Source organism: Thioalbus denitrificans, from assembly GCF_003337735.1.
Classification (GTDB): Bacteria; Pseudomonadota; Gammaproteobacteria; order DSM-26407; family DSM-26407; genus Thioalbus; species Thioalbus denitrificans.
In genome coordinates, this window is sequence record NZ_QPJY01000005.1 from 1 (window position 1) to 18,167 (window position 18,167).

Here is an 18,167-nt window from a genome sequence, read left to right on the forward strand (position 1 = left end):
CACGGAACACGGAACACGGAACACGGAACACGGAACACGGAACACGGAACACGGAACACGGAACACGGAACACGGAACACGGAACACGGAACACGATGCCCCTGACCCTCGCCTTCGACGTCTACGGCACCCTGGTGGATACCGCCGGGGTCACGGAGCAGCTCGCCCGCCACGTGGGCGGGCGCGCCCCCGCCTTCGCCCGCCTGTGGCGGGACAAGCAGCTGGAGTACAGTTTCCGCCGCGGGCTGATGCGCAACTACGAACCCTTCACCACCTGCACCCGCCAGGCCCTGGACTACACCTGCGCGGCCCTCGGCGCGGCGCTCTCCGGGGCGGAGCGGGACGACCTGATGGCCGCCTACGGCCGCCTGCCGGCCTTCCCCGACGCGCGGCCCTGCCTGGAGGCGCTGGCGGCGGCGGACCGGCGCCTGTTCGCCTTCTCCAACGGCCCCGCCGCGGAGGTGGAGCGGGTGCTGGCCAACGCCGGGCTCGCCCCGCTCCTCGAGGGGGTGGTGAGCGTGGAGGCGGTGCGGAGCTTCAAGCCCGACCCGGCGGTCTACGCCCACTTCCTGCGCGCCACCCGGGCCACCACGGGCGGCGCCTGGCTGGTCTCCGGCAACCCCTTCGACGTCATCGGCGCGCTCTCCGCGGGCTGGTGCGCGGCCTGGGTGCGGCGCACCCCGGAGGCGGTCTACGATCCCTGGGGGCTGGAGCCCACCGCGCGGCTGGAGAGCCTGCTGGAGCTGCCCGGGGCGCTGGCCACCTGAGCCGGGACCGGGACGGAAGGAGGAGACAGGGATGAGACGCTGGCGCTGGATCGGAGCCGGATTGGCGGTCATCGTGGCCGGGCTGCTGGCCCTGCCCTTCCTGATCCCCGCCGAGCGGCTGCGGGGGACGGCGGAGGCGGAGCTGGCGGCGGCGCTGGGGCAGCCGGTGCGGCTCGGGGGCATCGCCTGGTCGCTGCTGCCCGCCCCCCGCCTCGTGGTGACGGAGCTGGGCATCGGCCCGGCCCCGGGGCTGGAGCTGGGCGCGGCCGATCTGCGGCTGGCCCTGGCACCGCTGCTCGGCGGCGCGGTGGAGATTTCCAGCCTGGTGGTGCACGGGGCGACCCTGCCGCTGGAGCGGCTGCGGGGGCTGGCCGGCAGCGGTTCCGGCGGCGCTCCCCGGGTGCGCCTGGACCGGCTCGAGGCCAGCGACGTGACCCTGGTGCTGCCCGACGGGGAAACGCTCGGCCCCTGGCGCCTGGAAGCCCGCTTCGGCGCCGACGGGAAGCCGCTCCAGGCGACCGTCACGGACGGCGGGCGGGCGCGGCTCACGGCCGGGCCGGCGGATGCCGCCGGCGCCTACGCCCTGCGGCTGCGGGCGGACGACTGGCGCCTGCCCTTCGCCCGGGCGCCGCTGCGCTTCGCCCGGCTGGAGGCGGAGGCGACCCTCGCGGGGACGGTCCTGGAGGTCACCCGCCTGCGGGGCGATGCCTACGGCGGGCGGGTGACGGGCACGGCCCGGCTGGACTGGACGCGGGGCTGGAACCTGGAGGGCCGCGCCCAGCCGGCGGACCTGCGGCTCGGGCCGCTGCTGGCGGAATTCGGCCAGCATGCCCTGGAGGGCCGGCTGCAGGGGGATTTCACCTTCAGCGGCACGGCCGCGCGGCCGGCGGAGCTGATCGCGGCGCTGGCCGTGGCGGGCGATTTCCGGATCAGTGACGGCATCCTCCACGAGGCGGACCTGGAGCGGGCCAGCCAGACCTTCACCCGCGAGGGGCTCACCGGCGGCCAGACCCGCTTCGACACCCTCGGCGGTCATCTCCGGCTCGAGCGGCGGGACCTGCGGCTGACGGGGCTGAAGGTGGCCTCCAGCGCGCTGGAGGCCGCCGGGGACGTGCGCGTGGACCCGGCGCGCAACCTCAGCGGCGAGATGGAGGTGGGGCTGCGCCGGACCACGGCCCTGGCCTCGATCCCCCTGCGGGTGAGCGGCACCGTGGCGGAGCCCAGGCTGCGCATCACCGAGGAGGCCCTGGCCGGGGCGGCCGCGGGCACCGCCGTCATGGGGCCGGGCCTGGGCACCGCCGTGGGCATCCGGGCGGGCAAGATCCTGAAGGGGGTCGGGCGCCTGCTCGGCGGCGACAGGGAGGAGCAGGAGGCCAAGTGAGCAACCATTTCCCCGACCATTTCTCGGCCCTGGCGGAGGGCTACGCCCGTCACCGGCCCGGCTACCCGGCGGCCCTGTTCGACTGGCTCGCGGCGCGGGCGCCGGGCCGGGCGCTGGCCTGGGACTGCGCCACCGGCAGCGGCCAGGCGGCGCTGGGGCTGGCCGGCCACTTCGACCGGGTGGTGGCCACCGACGCCAGCGCCGACCAGCTGCGCCGCGCCGCGGCCCATCCCCGGGTCCATTACGCGGCGGCGGCGGCCGAGGCCGCGCCCCTGGCCGGCGGCGCGCTGGACCTGGTGACGGTGGCCCAGGCCGCCCACTGGTTCGACCTCGACCGCTTCTACGCCGAGGCGCGGCGGGTGCTGCGCCCGGGCGGGGTGCTGGCGCTGTGGACCTACGACCTGCTCGCCATCGACCCGGCGGTGGACGCCGTCTTCGGCCGCTTCTACCGCGACGCGGTGGGGCCCTGGTGGCCGCCGGAGCGCCACCACGTGGAGACCGGCTACCGCGAGCTGCCGTTCCCGTTCCCCGAGCTCGCCCCGCCGGCCCTGGAGATGACGGCCGAGTGGCGGCTGGCGGACCTGCTCGGCTATCTCGGCACCTGGTCGGCGGTGAAACGCTGCCGCGAGGCCACCGGGCGGGACCCGGTGGCCGGGGTGGCCGGGCCCCTGCGCGAAGCGTGGGGCGAGCCGGAGACGCCGCGCCCGGTGCGCTGGCCGCTCCACCTGCGGGTGGGGGTGGCCTGAGCCGCGATTCCCGCCGGTTTTCGCACTGGAAAGCGACCGCGGATTGGCGAATGGCAGTACACTGGCGCGTGAAGGAACAGGCGCGGCCGCCGCCGCGTGAATCATCGGCAAAGGAGCGAATCATGGGCATTTCAATGCAGACCCCCCGGGCCGTCGCCACGGCCCTTTTCTGTGCCGCCCTCACGGGGCTGGGCGCGGCCACGGCCGGCGCGGCGGAGTTCTCCGCCGACGTCCACAGCACCGCCCCCGGCGGCCAGGCGATGAACGGGAAGCTCTGGGTCAAGGGCGAGCGGATGCGCCAGGAGTTCACCATGATGGGGCAGCGCACGGTGATGATCCTGGACCTCTCCACCGGCACCAACACGATGGTGGACGACGCCAACCGCATCTACTTCGAGATGCAGGCCCCGGACACCGGCTACGGCCAGCTCGGCGACGAGGACCCGCTGGCGGCCATGGCCGATCGCGAGGAGCTCGGCAGCGAGGAGGTCTCCGGCTACGACTGCCTCAAGGTGCGCTACACCTTCCACGATCCGCAGATGGGCGCCTCCACCCAGTGGATCGCCCGCGACCTCGATTTCCCGGTGAAGATCGTCGCCACCATGCCCGCCGGCGAGACCGTGACCCGGTACAGCAACATCCGCGAGGGCGGGGTCGACGACGCCCTGCTGCGGGTGCCCGACGGCTACCGCAGGATGACCATGCCCGGCATGGGGATGGGCATGGGCGCGCCCGGCGGCGGCATGTGACGCTGGCGGGCTCCTGGCAGCCTGTCGGACTTGAGACTGATCTACTGCGCCGGCGGGACAGCGACCCATATGGGACCGATTTTTCGTTACATAGACCCACTATGCGCCTCGAAATCGGCCCCATCTGTCCTCGCTCTCCCACTCGGCTCGCTACGATCGCTCAAGTCCGACAGGCTGCCAGCCTGAAGCAATAACCATCGGCCGGAGCCGCGCCATGTCGTTCACCGAAAGCTGGTTCGAGGAGAAGCAATCCGCCTGGCTCTACCGGGTGGTGGCCGCCTGCGAGCCGGACCCCGTCCGCAGCCGCCTGTTCACCGACCTGGCGCAGGCGGCCGACGGGCAGGCGCAGACCTGGGCGGCGAAGCTGGCCGCGGCGGGGGCGGAGACGCCGCGGTTCCGGCCCACCGCCCGGGCGCGGCTGGTGGCGCGGCTGGTGCGCCGCCTCGGGCCGCGCCGGATGCGGCCGGTGCTGGCGGCCATGAAGGTGCGCGGGATGTCCGTCTACCTGGCCCCGGGCGCGCCCCGCCACCACCCGATGCCCCAGTCGGTGGAGGAGGTGGGCGAGCGCCACCAGGGCCGCGGCGGCGGCAACCTGCGCGCGGCGGTGTTCGGCGTCAACGACGGCCTGGTCTCCAACGCCGCCCTCATCATGGGCGTGGCCGGCGCCGGCAGCGAGGTGGCCTTCATCATCACCACCGGGGTGGCGGGGCTGCTCGCCGGCGCGCTCTCCATGGCCGCCGGGGAGTACATCTCGGTGCGCTCCCAGCGGGAGATGTTCGAGTACCAGATCGGCCTGGAGCGCGAGGAGCTGGCCGAGTACCCGGAGGAGGAGGCCGAGGAGCTGGCCCTCATCTACGCCGCCCGCGGCATGGACATCGAGGCGGCGCGCCGGGTCACCGGCGCCATGATGCGGGACCCGGAGCACGCCCTGGACGTGCTGGCCCGGGAGGAGCTGGGGCTCAACCCCGACGACCTCGGCTCGCCCTGGGGCGCGGCCCTGTTCTCCTTCCTCTCCTTCACCGGCGGGGCGCTGATCCCGCTGCTGCCCTTCCTGCTCGGGCTGGGGGCGGGGCGCGGCGTGGTGGCCGCGGCGCTCCTCACCGGTCTCAGCCTGCTCGGCGTGGGCGCGGCCCTGAGCCTGTTCACCGGCCGCAACGCCGTGCTCGGCGGCCTGCGCATGCTGCTCATCGGCGGCGGCGCCGGGCTCACCACCTACCTCATCGGCCGCCTGCTGGGAGTGGGCCTGGCGTGAGCGCCCCGCGCCGCCCTGCCGGACTCGTCGCGGCGGGGGCGCCCCTCCCGTAGGTGCGGATTCATCCGCACACCCCCCCTGGCCCGACCGGAGCCTGTGGGAGGCCCGCCCCCGGGGCGATGGGGCACTGGCCGGAGCCACACCGGGGTGGTTCCGGCAAGGGCCTTGTCGTAATGTATCCGGACCGATGCCACGACCATAAAAATTCGTGGCGAGGGTCTAGAATGAGGAAGGAACCCCCCCCGGGTGCCGGTCCGAACCGGCCACCTGCAGAACGGAGGATTATGAACATGCGGAAACTGGCACTTGCAGTGGCCGTCGGCGTCGCCCTCGCCGGCTGCGCCGCGGACGATCCCTACCAGCGCACCAAGGCCGGTGCCGCCATCGGCGCCGTGGCCGGGGCGGTGGTCGGCCACCAGCTCGACAGCGGCTCCGGCGCCCTCGTGGGCGCGGCGGTGGGCGCGCTGGCGGGCGGCCTGGTGGGCAACTACATGGACAAGCAGCAGGCGGAGTTGCGCCAGACTGTCGCCCAGAACGACATCGAGATGCAGCGGCTGCGGGATGACACCCTCAAGCTGACCCTCGACAGCGAGGTCTCCTTCGACTACGACAGCGACCGGATCAAGCCCGCCTTCCGGTCCACCCTGGACAAGCTGGCGGATGTCCTCCGCAAGTACGACCGCACCGTGGTGCACGTGGTGGGCCACACCGACAGCACCGGCTCGGCCGAGTACAACCAGCGCCTCTCCGAGCGCCGCGCCAGCAGCGTGGCCAACTACCTGCAGAGCCGCGGCGTGGATCCCTCCCGCGTGCGCTACGAGGGCCGCGGCGAGAGCGAGCCGCGCGACACCAACGCCACCGAGGCGGGCCGTCAGCTCAACCGCCGCGTGGAGATCTACCTGAAGCCCATCGTGGAGGGCCAGGAGCAGCGCGCCTACGATCCGCCGCGCTACAATTGAGCGCCTGCGACACGATTCACTGTTGAGTGAGGCGGGACGGCCCTGGCGTATGCGCACCGGGGCCGTCCCGCCTTTATTGTTTGACGGCGGGCGGGATGGCGGCCGATCGCCCGCAGACGGCCGGGAACCGGTGGCATGGGCCCCCGGGCCGGTGACGCGGAGGCGCGCGAACGGAGGAGGGCAGGCCCAGTGGGACGGTTGATGGGGTTCGCGCTGTTCATGCTCGCCCTGCCGGGGGTGACGGCCGCGGACCCGGTCTTCCGCCTCTGCCGGGGCAACGTGGCGCAGGCCGCGCTGGCCGGGGAAGCGGCGGGCTTCGTGGTCCATGTCCGGCTGACGGAGCCGGCGGCACTGGCCTTCGCGGAGCTGACCGGGCGCGTCCGGGGGCGGGAGCTGACGGTGCTCGCCGGCGGCGAGGTCTTCTCCCGCGCGACTGTCCGGGCCGTCATCGATGGGGGGCGGCTGGCGAGCGCGCCGCGCGCCCGGGCGGCGGCCGACGATCTGTTGCGGGCGATCCGGCAGTCCCGCCCGGAACCGGAGTGTGGCGCGGGCGCCGGGGACGGCGCTCCGCTACCTTGACCCGCCTGCGCGAAGGGGGCGCCTGCCGATCATGAAATGCCTCGTCGTCATCGCCCATCCCCTGGGCGGGAGCCTCTGCCACACCCTGGCCGCGCGGGCCGTCGCCACGCTGCGCGACGCCGGCCACGAGGTGGTGGTGGAGGACCTCTGCGCCGACGGCTTCGGCGCGGCCCTCACCGCCGCGGAGCGGGCGAGCTACTACCAGCCGCGCTACGACGCCGCGGCCGTGCGCGCCGAGGCCGACCGCCTCCTGGCGGCGGAGGGCCTGGTGCTCTGCTTTCCCACCTGGTGGTTCGGCTTCCCCGCCGTGCTCAAGGGCTGGTTCGACCGGGCCTGGGGGCCGGGCATCGCCTACGACCACGCCAGCGATCTCGGCCCCATCCGGCCCCGCCTGCACGGCCTGCGCCGGGTGCTCGCCGTCACCTCCCTCGGGTCGCCCTGGTGGGTGGACCGGCTGCTGCTGCGCCGGCCGGTCAGGCGCGTCCTCAGGACCGCGATCCTCGGCACCTGCGCTCCCCGCGCCCGGTTCGGGATGCTGTCGTTCTACCGCAGCGAGCGGCTGGAGCCCGCGCGGGTCGAGCGCCACGCGGATCGGGTCGCGGCCGCCCTCGCCGGATGGGACTGAGCGGCCGGTCCGTCCGCGGCGCCGGGAAGCGCAACCGGGCCCATTCGACCGTTTGACGTACCCGGGGGCATGCTCTATTCGTTTGGGAAGGCACAAAGGATGTGTGGGCGTTCAGGTAGGGAATCGCACCAGACAGGCGTAGCTGCCGCGCCGGCACACAAGGGGAACACGAAATGACCGTGACCATTACGGGTACGTTCGAGTCCGTCGGCCAGGCCCGGAATGCCGGGGACGACCTGGTCAACACCGGCATCGACCAGGAGAAGGTCTTCGTCGACGAAAACAACAAGCAGGTCAAGGTGATGGTGTCCGCCGCCATCGCGGCGGAGATCAAGGAGATCCTCAACCGCCACAAGCCGACCCAGGTGACCTGAGGAGAGGTCTCCGCTAGCCGGCAGCCAGTCGCCGGTCGTCAATCCACCTACCCCCAGGGCCGGACTCATCCGGCCGGGCAGGGCGCCTGTTGTCCGCATAGCCCGCGGTCGGCTCCTGCATGTGCGGATGAATCCGCACCTACGGCGGTGGGCGCGGAATTCGGCGGCTACCCTTCCCCGAACGCCCCGCAGGGCCGGATTCATCCGGCCGGGCAGGGCGCCTGTTGTCCACATAGCCCGCGGTCGGCTCCTGCATGTGCAGATGAATCCGCACCTACGGCGGTGGGCGGGGAATTCGGCGGACACCCTTCCCCGAATCCCCCAGGGCCGGATTCATCCGACCGGGCAGGGCGCCTGTTGTCTGCATAGCCCGCGGTCGGCTCCTGCATGTGCGGATGAATCCGCACCTACGGCGGTGGGCGGGGAATTCTGCGGACACCCTTCCCCGAACGCCCCGCAGGGCCGGATTCATCCGGCCGGGCAGGGCGCCTGTTGTCCGCATAGCCCGCGGTCGGCTCCTGCATGTGCGGATGAATCCGCACCTACGGCGGTGGGCGGGGAATTCGGCGGACACCCTTCCCCGAATCCCCCAGGGCCGGATTCATCCGGCCGGGCAGGGCGCCTGGTTCCCGGCCCCCGGCGACCGGCGACCGGTGTCGCAACGGCCGTGCGGATGAATCCGCACCTACCGCTCGCGCCGCAGGCGCCGCCACAGGCCGTTGCGGGCGAAGGCGCCCCAGCCCCAGCGCAGCCAGCCCACCAGGGCGAAGGCGAGCCACAGGGCCCAGGCCAGCATCAGCAGCCGGTAGACCAGCAGCGGGGCCGAGACGACCGTGGCCCGGGGCAGCTCGGCGCCGGCGAGGTCCTGGTACCAGCGCAGGTCGTGGGCGGAGGACTGGTTGCCCGCCACCTGCATCTCGGGCAGCCCCAGCAGCCCCTTCTGCACCACCCCGAACAGCGCCGCCAGGGCGGCGACGGTGAGCAGCACCAGCCCGATCTGCGCCAGGTCGTGGCGCCACTTCGAGGTCCCGGCGGGCATCCGCCCGCGCAGCCCGAGGGCGAACAGCCAGCCTGTCACCACCAGGGCCGACCAGACCCCGCCCTGGCTCAGTCCCACGCCCAGCAGCAGCCACGACAGGGTGCCCAGGGGGGTGAGGGGGCGGGTGCGGCCCAGCGCGGCCGCCGCCAGCACGACGATGAGCAGCACCCCCCAGAACAGCACGGCCGGGCCGAGGCTCGGGCCTCCGGTGTAGAGCACCCAGCGGTCCTGGCCGAGCCGCGCCCCGATGCCGGCGTTGGTGCTGGGGATGCCCAGCCCGACGGCCGGGGTGCGCCAGAGGTTTTCGACGCCCTCCGGCTGCCGCCAGGCCAGCCGGTAGCGCTGTTCGCCCGGCACCACCGGCAGGGCCACCGTCTCGCCCTCCTGGCGGATGGGCTGGGTGCGGCCGTCGACGGCCACCGACTGCAGCTCCGCACCCGGCGGCAGGCGCACCTCGTGGCGCCCGCCCTGGCTGCTGCGCAGGCGCAGGTCGAGGACGGCGTCGGTGGCCCGCTTGCCGGGGGTCACGGTGAGTTCGCTGCGGTCGATGGTCAGGGTCTGCCCCGCCACCCCCTCCGGCCGGGTGACGGCGAGGGTCGCCGACTCGCCCGGCCAGGGGCGCCACTCGGGCAGCCAGCGGCGGGACGGGTCCTGGTGGTGGATCACCGGAATGCCGCCCAGCTCGGCGTGCCAGGTGGGGCCGATGTCGGCCTGCCAGCGCTCCACCCACTCGCTGGTCTCCGGCGCGGTGAGGGTGAGGCGGTCGCCCTTCTCCAGCCGCGAGGACCAGCCGGCGATGCGCTCCATGGGGGCGAGGTTCACCAGGGCGTGGCCGTCCCGGACCGTGAGGCCCTCGGTGACCACCGACTCGCCGGGCAGCAGGGGGATGCGCAGCGCCACCGGCGCGCCGCCGGGCGAGAGGCGCACCACCCGGGTCTCCACCGACCACTGCAGCCCCAGCCGCAGGGTGCGCTCCACCCGCACGAAGGGGGGCAGGGCGGTGGGCTGGAGGGCCTGTCCGGCGGCCGGCGCCTGCGCCTCCCGCAGCCGGGTGAGGACAAGCTGCCGCTCCGGCGCGCCGTCCTCGTCCACCCCCTCCACCTGCCAGCCGCGGGCCTCCACCGTCACCCGGTGGGGCGGCAGGGGCAGGGGCAGCTGCACCTGCCGGCCGGCGGGCAGGCGCGCCCGCAGCAGCAGCTCGTGGCGGCCCGCCGGGAGCCGCGCCCACAGCGCCCCGTCCGGGGTGCGGGCCAGGTCGGCGGGGGCGTCGTCCAGCAGCACCGCCACCGGCGTGGCGTGGCGCACGTCCAGCGGCAGGGGGATGGCGGTCGCCACCGCCGCCTGCACCGTGAGCCGGGCGTCGAGGGCATCCCCGTCCACGGTGAGGCCCATGCGGTCGATGTCGGCGCAGGCGGGCAGGCACTCGGGCGGCGCCGTCAGCCGCTGCTCCAGGGTGTCCAGCAGCGGCTGGGGCGGGAACACCTCGGCCCGGGCCCCATTGGGCGTCATGGCCAGGGTTGCGGCCAGCGCGAGCGGCAGCAGCAGGAGCGCGCCCCCGCCTTGCAGGCGCGGCCGGCCCAGGCCGGTGTGGGCCCACAGGGCGAGGCGCCAGCCGAGCAGGCCCGCCAGGGCGATGCGCAGCAGGTTGAGCAGCAGATTCACCGGCGGCGGGAGCAGCACCAGCGTGATGCGCTGGTCGGCGGGCACCGGGCCGTTCCAGCCCAGGGACACCTCGCGCCACTGCCACTCGGGCAGCCCGGGGCCGGTCTGGATGACGGCGGCGGGGTCCACCTCGTCCAGGGTCTGGACCGAGGCGGCCGGGCGCTCCGCCTTCCGCGCCAGCACCTTGCCCTGCAGGGCGTCGAGGGACTGCTCCATGGCGGCCGAAGGGGCGGAGGGGGCCACCAGCCCGGCGCCCCGCTCCTCCATCAGGACCGGGGAGGGCACCCCCTGCCAGGGCCGTTCGAGCTGGGGATAGAGGCCGTTCACCGCCTGGTCCGCCAGGAACGGCAGGCCGATCACCAGCAGGGCCAGCAGGCCCAGGGCGCGCAGCGCCTGGGCGAAGCGGCGGAAGCGGCCCGGGGGCAGCACCCGCAGCAGCGCGACCGAGGCCAGCAGATAGAGCCACACCCAGCGCGGCGCGCCGGGCTCGTGCCAGAGCAGGGCGAGTGTGGCCAGCGCCAGCGCGCCCCAGCCCCACCCCCACAGGCGCGCCACCGCCACCGCGGCGATGAGCACCACGAACAGATCCAGCAGGGTCCAGCGCTGCACCCAGGAGGCGGGCACGTTGTCCACCCCGCCCACCGCCAGCAGCCGCCAGCCGGGCGGCAGGTTGAGCGTCGCCCCCACCTGCTGGAAGGCCCGCCCCCAGCCGCCGGCGGGCAGGTCGCCGCGGCTGGCCGTGTAGCGGCTGTCGGCGTTGAGCCGGATCTCCCCGCGGCGCACCTCCACCCCCCGGCGCTCGCCGCCCGGCAGGGTGGTGATGAAACGGGGCTGGCCGTTCAGGGTCACCCGCCCGAGGCTCACCTCCGGGTCGGCCTCCAGCCGCCAGCCGCGGGTCATGGTGCCGGTGATGGTGTCGGAGAAGGTATAGCCGCCGCCGTCGAAGTCGAGCCACAGCCGGCGCTGCAGGCGCAGGTTGTCCGGCTCCGGGTCGGGGTCGCCGCGGCGCACCACCCGCAGGGTGAGGGACTCGCCGGGCCGCGCGCGGAAGGCGGGCAGGTTCCGCCAGTCGTCGGGCAGCCGGGTCTGGCGCGGATCCACCTGGGGCAGCCCGCCGGGCTCCACCAGCCGCAGGGCGGGGCGGGCCTCGAAGGCCCAGATCTCCTCCGCCGGCCAGGGCTCGGGGCGCGCCTCCAGGGCGAGGGACTCCACCGGGCCGGGGAAGCGGGCCGTCAGCTCCACCCGCCAGCGGCCCGGGCGCACCTGCAGCCGCAGCCGCCCGTCCTCCTCCAGCCGCGCCGGCAGGGGCGCGGAGAGCTCCAGCGGAATCGCGCCCGCGGGCAGGGGCGCGGGCAGCAGGATCTCCCGGGGCGCACCCGAGACCTCCAGCTCCAGCAGGGTGCGCACCTGCAGGGGCAGGTCGTCCACGATGCGCCGGAACACCTCCAGCCGCAGGCTGTCCTCCGGCGCCCGCTCCCGCGCCGCGCCCTCCCGCTCGCCCAGCCACAGCCGCCCCTCGGCGTCGATGACCGGCTCCGGCCGCGCCTGGCCATCCACGCTCAGGGAGACCAGCCCGGTGGCGGCGGGCAGGGCCAGCCGCTCCGGCAGTCGCGCCCAGCGGAAGGCCCCGGTGACCCGGTGCTCGCCCGGCTGCAGCTCCACCGCGGGCGCGCCCTCGCGCGCCAGTGGAAGCACCGGCTCCCCGTCCACCGTCACCTCCACGGGCCAGCGCTTGCCGTCCCCCGGCAGGGGCACCCAGCCGGCGCGGTCCACCCGCCAGCGCTGCTCGAAGGTCCCGCCCCGCCCGTCCAGCGCCAGCGTCAGCGCCGAGGGCCACAGGCACTCCCGCACCGGCTCGCTGTAGCGCACCGGGCAGTCCCGGTCCGCGTGGGGGAAGAGCACCCAGCCGGTCCAGGGCCGCAGGGGTTCGGGCACCTCGTCGACAGCGAGCGGGCGGGCCGCGGCCGACTGGGCGACGAGCAGGGCGAGGAGGGCGAGGAGGCGGAAGAGGGCGAATGGGCGCATGGAAACCGGTTCCTTGTGGAGGCTGCCGTCCGGAGATGTCTGTTCCGGGGGAGTATAGCGGAGGGGCGCAGGCGCTCCGGGATGAAGGCTTGAGAGGCGGTTGCGGTCCTGTTGCCAGGGCAAGGGTGTGAGAAATGGCTTAGGCGACAGTGGGCAATCTCCTACAGACGGGCGGGAGTAGGGCCGATAGATTCAGGAGTCAGGGACCATACGGATGGGCGGATGCCGTGGCTGCGGCAGGCATTCAGGGGCGCGTGCAAGAATCAAGCGACCGGCGCGGAACACGACAAGAAGAAACGAAGCCATGAAAAAGCTGCTTTTCCTGGTCGTGGCCGCGGCCCTGGCCTATGGCGTCATCCAGGAGCGGGACCTTTCCCTACCGGACCTGGCCTCATGGAGCCAGGGCGCGAATGGCACCCTCCAGGCCGCCTACGACAACCGGCAGAGCGGCATCCAGGTCCAGGGGCGGGGCGTGGTGGCGAGGATCCTGCCCGACGACAACGAAGGCTCCCGGCACCAGCGCTTCATCCTCCGGTTCGACGGCGGCCAGACCGTCCTGGTGGCCCACAACATCGACCTGGCGCCCCGGGTGGACCGGCTCAGAACGGGCGACACGGTGGAGTTCAACGGGGAGTACGAGTGGAACTCCAAGGGCGGCGTGATCCACTGGACCCACCATGACCCGGGCGGGCGGCATGAAGGGGGGTGGTTGAAGCACGGGGGGAGGGTTTATCAGTAGGGGGGGTGGAATGTTAGAACTGGGCCAGGGGTGTTCATCCGCAGGTTCATCCGCAGGAAGGACAGATAGTTATGGAAGAATCGCACATCGCAGACCTCCATGTCGTCCTCGTGGCTTCCTTGCCACAGAGTCGGTCTCGTCTTCCAGAATGCTAGACCGCATCGGTCATTCGCACAATAGGCCGCAGCGTGACTATTGCCAATACTCCGGATGTGGCCTAATACACTGTTATGTGAAAAGAGGAAACTAATGAGCACTTTCCAAGACATCAAGATAGTGGGAATGGATGATGCGGCATCTCATAGGCCGGATCCGAATAAGGCCCTGTACGACATCGTATTGATATTATCTAGCTCTACTCCATATGAATGGGCGGATTATTTTAATGCAAGGTGGAAGCAGCAGTTTTATATGATGAAACGAAATGCTTCCGTTTCGGGAAAGAGTCTGACGATCTGCTGCGTTCCAGAAGAATTAGAGAAACACCATCTTCCTGAGCTGAAAAAGGTTATCGAAGAAACCAATCAAAAATATAAGGAATATCTTCAGGCGCAGCAAGTCCAAGAGCAACAGCGCGCTGAACAAGAAAAGGCAGAAAAAGAAATGCTAAGTAATATGAAAGGCAGTATCAAATTAGACTGATTCATATAACAAGGCAAATCCAGTCGACGCGATTTACAGCGTTAGGGCAAGAAGGAATCGGCATGAGCGACGAAGAAGAAAACACTGAAGACCCTAAGCTTCCCGAAGGAAGTAAATCTGCAAAGATCGCGCGGGGTACGCTCCAGGCGATAGGTGGAGCGGTTCCGTTTGCTGGAGGTGTCTTGTCTGCGATTGCTGGAGCCTGGTCAGAAGGCGAACAAGAGAAAGTTAATCGATTCTTCGAGCACTGGGTGCGCATGCTTCAAGACGAACTTAAAGAAAAGGAAGAAACAATCATTGAGATAATGGCTCGCCTAGATTTACATGATGAAGCCATAGCACAACGAGTTGAAAGCAAAGAATATCAATCGCTAGTAAAGAAGACATTTCGTGAATGGTCTGGTGCGGAAAGCGATGAGAAGCGTGTCTATATAAGAAATATCCTTGCAAATGCTGCCGCCTCTAAGGTTTCAAGCGATGATGTCGTTCGCATGTTTATTGACTGGATTAACCGGTATTCGGAAATGCATTTTCAAGTTATTGCGGCTATCTATAATAGCGAAGGAATAACTAGAGGCGAAATTTGGCGAAAGATAGGCAAAGGGCCGGTGCGTGAAGATTCACCTGATGCAGATCTATATAAGCTGTTGATTAGAGATCTCAGCACCGGTGGTATTATTCGTCAACACAGAGAATATGACTATTACGGCAACCCTGTTGCTAAAACGCCACAGCGTCGTCCTAAAGGCAGTGGCTCAAAGCCACCTGTCTCTGCTTTCGATGAAAATGAGGGTTATGATTTAACGGGATTGGGCCAGCAGTTTATTCATTATGCGATGTCAGATCTTCCGCTCAGAATCGAGTTTAGAGAAGAAACCAATGAGTCCTAACAATCAAATTAGCTGAGTAAAAGGGGGTTGAGAAAATGCAAATAATTTCCTCCGTCCCCTTTTTCGCTTTTAATGTTGCGGTTTTCGTCGGGTGAGCTAGGCGTTGGGCGTCAAGTGAAAGAATCGTAAGGACTATCAGTAATTGTGAACCCGATCATTAGACGGGCTACCATAGCTACCACCAAGATCGAAGGATTCGGGTGCTGTATATTACAGCGCTATATACAGAAGCCTTGCGATGCACCCCATACGGGGTGGGTGGCTATTTATTCAATTGTATCAGGCGGTTACGATATGAAATACATCGGAATATTTTATATTTGGCTCGCAAGCACTTCTGTGGGTTCGGCGGCAGTAAATGTGCCAAATGGAATGGTGTCTGTTCTCCGTTATAGCGAAATGAATTTTTCCGAACAAATTATTTACATAGCTGGCTTAATTGATGGATATTATGCAAGCCCGCTGCTCGAAGGGTCAGAAAAGAAAACTTTCGCGCTCTTAAGATGCTCCAAAGATTACAGTAACGGTGATATCGCAAAGATAATCAATTCTCACATCCAAAATGATCCATCTTCTCTGCGTCTACATATGAATAGCTTTTTCTACAGAGTTTGGGTATTGCCTTGTATCCGAGAGAATGGCTTGCTTGATTAACGTCCCGGGCTAATGACTTTCGAGGTGGATGGAATTGAAGCAGTTAGATCTTGGTCTTTCTATTCCATGATAAAAACTTAGTATAACAAATAGGGGTCGAATAGGGGTCGAATAGGGGTCGAATAGGGGTCGGTGAAGGGGTCGAAAAGGGGTCGGTGACAACTGATAATTATAAAGGTTCTCATTTATCACCGACCTCTTTTCGCTGCGCATTTAGCTGCGAGGATCGGCAGTGACCTATCACAACGTAATCATTTTCGCGATGGCGCTGTCCTCCGCTCAAACCGGGTGTGCTCCAATCCTGGCGGATGCCGAGATGCGGGCAAACAACAAGGTGTATCGCGATACCTCGGATCCAAAACGGATTCACTTTGTTGTCAACGGCGACCCCGGACTGGAGAAGTACCCTGCAATACTGGAGTTGGAAATACCGATGCATGAGAAAATACGAGAAGGAATGCATCGGCATGCAGGGGACGTGTTGGCAGAACTCGGGTGGTGCAAAAACGGGTTCCTTGGCCCAGAGACCGTATGGGCAATGGAATATGCTCGACTCACGAGTCACTTTTTTGTTGAGTGCAAGGAGTGACGTCTAACCTCTCCATGATCGAAGAGCGAGGTCGGACAGGCGAAACGTATTGAGGCTGGTAGGACTCGACGGAGTTCACCTATTAGGTGGCTTGGATGCGGACTACTTTTTACGGACCCGCGAGCGCAGCCGCGAAACATACGCTACATTGCTCTTGTTGTTTTCAACGTACTATTTACATGCCCGGGGTGTACAGTGTGTACAGTGATCGTAATCGCCCGCGAATAATAGGGGACAGACCACGAAATTTGTGGCGACGTATGAGGATGCCACTTGAAAAATAACTACGTCCTGATTGACTACGAAAACGTCCAGCCGAAGAGCTTGGCACTGCTCAACGGTCATCCCTTCACGGTCATGGTTTTCGTTGGCGCCAACCAGGAGAAGCTGCCCTTCGAACTGGTGGCCTCCCTGCAGTCTCTTGGAGATAAGGCGGAGTACGTGAAGATCGGGGGCAACGGCTCCAACGCGCTGGATTTCCATATTGCCTTCTACATCGGGCAGATTGCGGCGCGCGATCCCGACGCCTACTTCCATATCATCTCGAAGGACACCGGCTTCGATCCCCTCATCAGGCACCTGAAGGACCGCAAGATATACGCCCAGCGTGAGAAGGACCTTGCCGAGATACCGCTGCTCAGGATCTCCAGCGCCACGTCATCCGAGGAAAAGATCGCCGCCATCGTGAAGAACCTGGCCACGCGGGGTCATTCGCGGCCCCGAAAGGTAGCAACCCTGAGGAATACGATCAATGCCCTCTTCACCAAGACGCTCGACGACGCGGAACTGACCAGGTTGATGGAGTTGCTGAGGCAGAAGAAATACATCGTCATCGACAAGGAGAACGTCACCTACAGACCGCCTATCACCCACACGAAGGATGCGGAAGCCTAGAGCGTCCGGGACACCGCTTTTTACCACTGACTCGTACAAACAGCCCGGGCGACTGGCTGTAGCCTTGATATTACCCCCGTGAAGCCATCTCTGCGTTCCACAGTCCGGTTAATCGGAGCCCTCTTTGCCCCACGGCTTGAGCACGGTGGCCGCTGTTCCCGTGCCGCTTGCGCAATCCGGCGCGCCGCTCTATCCCATCTTCCCGTGCGCCCCGGGCCGCCGCCGCAACTGGTGGGCCATGCCCCGCTCAGTGTTCATGTTCCGCGTGCCCGCCCTCATGGGGCCCATGCTCGGCATAGTGGCCGTGGACCTCGCCGGTCGCCGCTTCCCAGAGGCGCTCGACGTAGTGGACGTACGGCACGTAGGCCTCGACATACCTGCGGCCGGCGGCCACATCGTTCCGGTCGAAGTCCCGTCGCCCGGATGCCGCCTGGAAGCGCGTATTCACACCGCTGCTGACGGCCTCCAACAGCAGCTTGATGACCTCGTCCGGCGAACCGGTTTCGAGAGCGCGATCCGCGGCCGGCACCGCGGGTCCCAGGTCCAGGCCCGCCGGCTTCAGGCCGGTAAACGCGGCGCCCTCTCCAGCCCGGTGCACGCGTATGAGCGTTTCCAGAAAGTGCGGGTCGGCCAGGGTTCGCGCCTCCGGACCGAGGTTGCGCACGGCCTGCGCGTGATCGAACACCTGGCGGATTTCGGGGTCGTCCTCCGGCCGCACCCAGGGCAGCACCAGGTTCAGGTTGTTCTCCTCGAGCGCCTTCCTCGCCAGCCCCGCGAGCGGCCCGTCCAGCGTGTCGCAATGGCCGATGGCCCAGAGCAGGAGCAGGCCGCCTTCCGCGCCGAGGCCGGGAATGGCCGCACCGGTGAGCGGGGCCACGAAACGATCGACGGCAACCAGGGTGATGACAATCAGAATCTGTGTCTGTCGCGCAGACAGGGTGAGCGGGTGCATGGTGACCTCCCTGCGTTCGTCAATTTGAGAGCGAGCGAGTGGCGGGCCCGGTTGCCGGGTGTTCGTCACGCGGGACGGGGCGGACGACTGCTTCCGACCCGCAAGGATTCCCGGCGACCGGGTGGCGGCGCCAATCCGCCGCTCCTATTTCCCCTCGGCGGCTCCGGCGCCCGCGTCAGGGCTTGAAGACCGTGACCGTCGATCCCGTGCCGCTGGTGAAATCCACGCTCGGGACCTTCTTGGGGATGCCGCCCAGGGTGCAGGCGCCTGCCGAGCAGCCGCCGGTTCCCCCGCTGTAGGACCAGGTGCCGGTGAGGCCGAAGCCGTCCGCCGTCTCGACCATCGCGGTCCAGGTGGAGCCGTTGTTCTGGCTGCTGGTCAGCAGTTCCCCGCCGCCGCCCGACGCCACCGTCACGTCGTGCTGCACTGTCCCGGAGGCGCCGCTGTCGTCGGTGACGGTAAGGCTGACCGTGTAGGTTCCGTCCGTGGCGTAGGTGTGGGAGGCGGTGGGCCCGGAGGCCGTGGCGCCGTCGCCGAAATCCCACGCGTGGGAGACGATGGAGCCGTCGCTGTCGGAGGATCCCCTGCCGTCGAAGTCGCACCCAAGCCCCGCGCAGGCGGAGGTGAACGCGGCGGTCGGCGGGGCGTT

The 18,167-nt window shown here is 68.4% G+C and carries 17 protein-coding genes; 14 read left to right on the forward strand and 3 right to left on the reverse strand.

All coding sequences use genetic code 11. The features are described from left to right. Window positions 1–95: 95 nt before the first annotated feature. From DFQ59_RS11125 to DFQ59_RS11165, 9 genes are all read left to right on the forward strand, one after another. Complete coding sequence (locus tag DFQ59_RS11125) at window positions 96–767, forward strand: haloacid dehalogenase type II (RefSeq protein ID WP_114279789.1); 672 nt, start codon at window positions 96–98, stop codon at window positions 765–767. A 31-nt stretch (window positions 768–798) separates the two neighbouring features. Next, a complete protein-coding gene (locus DFQ59_RS11130; protein ID WP_114279790.1) occupies window positions 799–2,148 on the forward strand; it encodes an AsmA family protein in 1,350 nt (449 codons plus the stop codon). Beyond that, window positions 2,145–2,894, forward strand: coding sequence for a class I SAM-dependent methyltransferase (locus DFQ59_RS11135; protein WP_114279791.1), 750 nt, complete (start codon window positions 2,145–2,147; stop codon window positions 2,892–2,894). The genes DFQ59_RS11130 and DFQ59_RS11135 overlap by 4 nt, the downstream gene beginning before the upstream one ends. A gap of 122 nt (window positions 2,895–3,016) precedes the next feature. Beyond that, entirely contained in the window at window positions 3,017–3,643 is a 627-nt protein-coding gene (locus DFQ59_RS11140) for a DUF4412 domain-containing protein (protein WP_170142134.1), read from the forward strand. Window positions 3,644–3,857: 214 nt separating this feature from the next. Beyond that, window positions 3,858–4,895 (forward strand): VIT1/CCC1 transporter family protein, encoded by a 1,038-nt coding sequence (locus DFQ59_RS11145; RefSeq protein ID WP_114279793.1) that lies wholly within the window; start codon window positions 3,858–3,860, stop codon window positions 4,893–4,895. A 290-nt stretch (window positions 4,896–5,185) separates the two neighbouring features. After that, entirely contained in the window at window positions 5,186–5,854 is a 669-nt protein-coding gene (locus DFQ59_RS11150; protein ID WP_114279973.1) for a YiaD family glycine zipper/OmpA-like lipoprotein, read from the forward strand. 201 nt (window positions 5,855–6,055) lie between these two features. After that, window positions 6,056–6,433, forward strand: a complete 378-nt coding sequence (locus DFQ59_RS11155; protein ID WP_147275236.1) for a SecDF P1 head subdomain-containing protein — start codon at window positions 6,056–6,058, stop codon at window positions 6,431–6,433. Between the two features lie 31 nt (window positions 6,434–6,464). Next, entirely contained in the window at window positions 6,465–7,058 is a 594-nt protein-coding gene (locus tag DFQ59_RS11160; RefSeq protein WP_114279795.1) for an NAD(P)H-dependent oxidoreductase, read from the forward strand. Window positions 7,059–7,231: 173 nt separating this feature from the next. Then, the gene (locus tag DFQ59_RS11165; protein ID WP_114279796.1) at window positions 7,232–7,432 is read left to right on the forward strand and encodes a hypothetical protein; all 201 of its coding nucleotides are present in this window, start codon (window positions 7,232–7,234) and stop codon (window positions 7,430–7,432) included. A gap of 685 nt (window positions 7,433–8,117) precedes the next feature. On the opposite strand, the gene DFQ59_RS11170 is transcribed toward DFQ59_RS11165, so the two are convergent. Continuing rightward, the gene (locus DFQ59_RS11170) at window positions 8,118–12,158 is read right to left on the reverse strand and encodes a hypothetical protein (protein ID WP_114279797.1); all 4,041 of its coding nucleotides are present in this window, start codon (window positions 12,156–12,158) and stop codon (window positions 8,118–8,120) included. 304 nt (window positions 12,159–12,462) lie between these two features. On the opposite strand from DFQ59_RS11170, the gene DFQ59_RS11175 reads away from it, so the two are divergent. The 5 genes from DFQ59_RS11175 (at window position 12,463) to DFQ59_RS11185 (ending at window position 16,566) form a co-directional block, all read left to right on the forward strand. Then, window positions 12,463–12,897, forward strand: a complete 435-nt coding sequence (locus tag DFQ59_RS11175; protein WP_114279798.1) for a DUF3465 domain-containing protein — start codon at window positions 12,463–12,465, stop codon at window positions 12,895–12,897. Between the two features lie 249 nt (window positions 12,898–13,146). Then, window positions 13,147–13,539 (forward strand): hypothetical protein, encoded by a 393-nt coding sequence (locus DFQ59_RS19565; RefSeq protein ID WP_147275237.1) that lies wholly within the window; start codon window positions 13,147–13,149, stop codon window positions 13,537–13,539. Between the two features lie 62 nt (window positions 13,540–13,601). After that, the gene (locus DFQ59_RS11180; protein WP_114279799.1) at window positions 13,602–14,429 is read left to right on the forward strand and encodes a hypothetical protein; all 828 of its coding nucleotides are present in this window, start codon (window positions 13,602–13,604) and stop codon (window positions 14,427–14,429) included. 886 nt (window positions 14,430–15,315) lie between these two features. Beyond that, on the forward strand, window positions 15,316–15,672 hold the full coding sequence (locus DFQ59_RS19575; protein ID WP_147275239.1) for a hypothetical protein: 357 nt from the start codon (window positions 15,316–15,318) through the stop codon (window positions 15,670–15,672). Between the two features lie 273 nt (window positions 15,673–15,945). Then, a complete protein-coding gene (locus DFQ59_RS11185; RefSeq protein ID WP_114279800.1) occupies window positions 15,946–16,566 on the forward strand; it encodes a PIN domain-containing protein in 621 nt (206 codons plus the stop codon). Window positions 16,567–16,813: 247 nt separating this feature from the next. On the opposite strand, the gene DFQ59_RS11190 is transcribed toward DFQ59_RS11185, so the two are convergent. Then, entirely contained in the window at window positions 16,814–17,518 is a 705-nt protein-coding gene (locus DFQ59_RS11190; RefSeq protein ID WP_114279801.1) for a DUF6448 family protein, read from the reverse strand. Window positions 17,519–17,693: 175 nt separating this feature from the next. Further along, on the reverse strand, window positions 17,694–18,167 hold a 474-nt coding region (locus DFQ59_RS20065; RefSeq protein WP_211314901.1), incomplete at its 5' end, for a PKD domain-containing protein.

Excerpts from the sequence above, each read along its gene's own strand:
- DFQ59_RS11125 (WP_114279789.1), top strand. The coding sequence starts at position 96 with ATGCCCCTGACCCTCGCCTTCGACGTCTACGGCACCCTGGTGGATACC.
- DFQ59_RS11150 (WP_114279973.1), top strand. The coding sequence starts at position 5,186 with ATGCGGAAACTGGCACTTGCAGTGGCCGTCGGCGTCGCCCTCGCCGGC.
- DFQ59_RS11155 (WP_147275236.1), top strand. The coding sequence starts at position 6,056 with ATGGGGTTCGCGCTGTTCATGCTCGCCCTGCCGGGGGTGACGGCCGCG.
- DFQ59_RS11165 (WP_114279796.1), top strand. The coding sequence starts at position 7,232 with ATGACCGTGACCATTACGGGTACGTTCGAGTCCGTCGGCCAGGCCCGG.
- DFQ59_RS11130 (WP_114279790.1), top strand. The coding sequence starts at position 799 with ATGAGACGCTGGCGCTGGATCGGAGCCGGATTGGCGGTCATCGTGGCC.
- DFQ59_RS11145 (WP_114279793.1), top strand. The coding sequence starts at position 3,858 with ATGTCGTTCACCGAAAGCTGGTTCGAGGAGAAGCAATCCGCCTGGCTC.
- DFQ59_RS19565 (WP_147275237.1), top strand. The coding sequence starts at position 13,147 with ATGAGCACTTTCCAAGACATCAAGATAGTGGGAATGGATGATGCGGCA.
- DFQ59_RS11190 (WP_114279801.1), bottom strand. The coding sequence starts at position 17,518 with ATGCACCCGCTCACCCTGTCTGCGCGACAGACACAGATTCTGATTGTC.
- DFQ59_RS11180 (WP_114279799.1), top strand. The coding sequence starts at position 13,602 with ATGAGCGACGAAGAAGAAAACACTGAAGACCCTAAGCTTCCCGAAGGA.
- DFQ59_RS11175 (WP_114279798.1), top strand. The coding sequence starts at position 12,463 with ATGAAAAAGCTGCTTTTCCTGGTCGTGGCCGCGGCCCTGGCCTATGGC.
- DFQ59_RS11170 (WP_114279797.1), bottom strand. The coding sequence starts at position 12,158 with ATGCGCCCATTCGCCCTCTTCCGCCTCCTCGCCCTCCTCGCCCTGCTC.
- DFQ59_RS11140 (WP_170142134.1), top strand. The coding sequence starts at position 3,017 with ATGGGCATTTCAATGCAGACCCCCCGGGCCGTCGCCACGGCCCTTTTC.
- DFQ59_RS11160 (WP_114279795.1), top strand. The coding sequence starts at position 6,465 with ATGAAATGCCTCGTCGTCATCGCCCATCCCCTGGGCGGGAGCCTCTGC.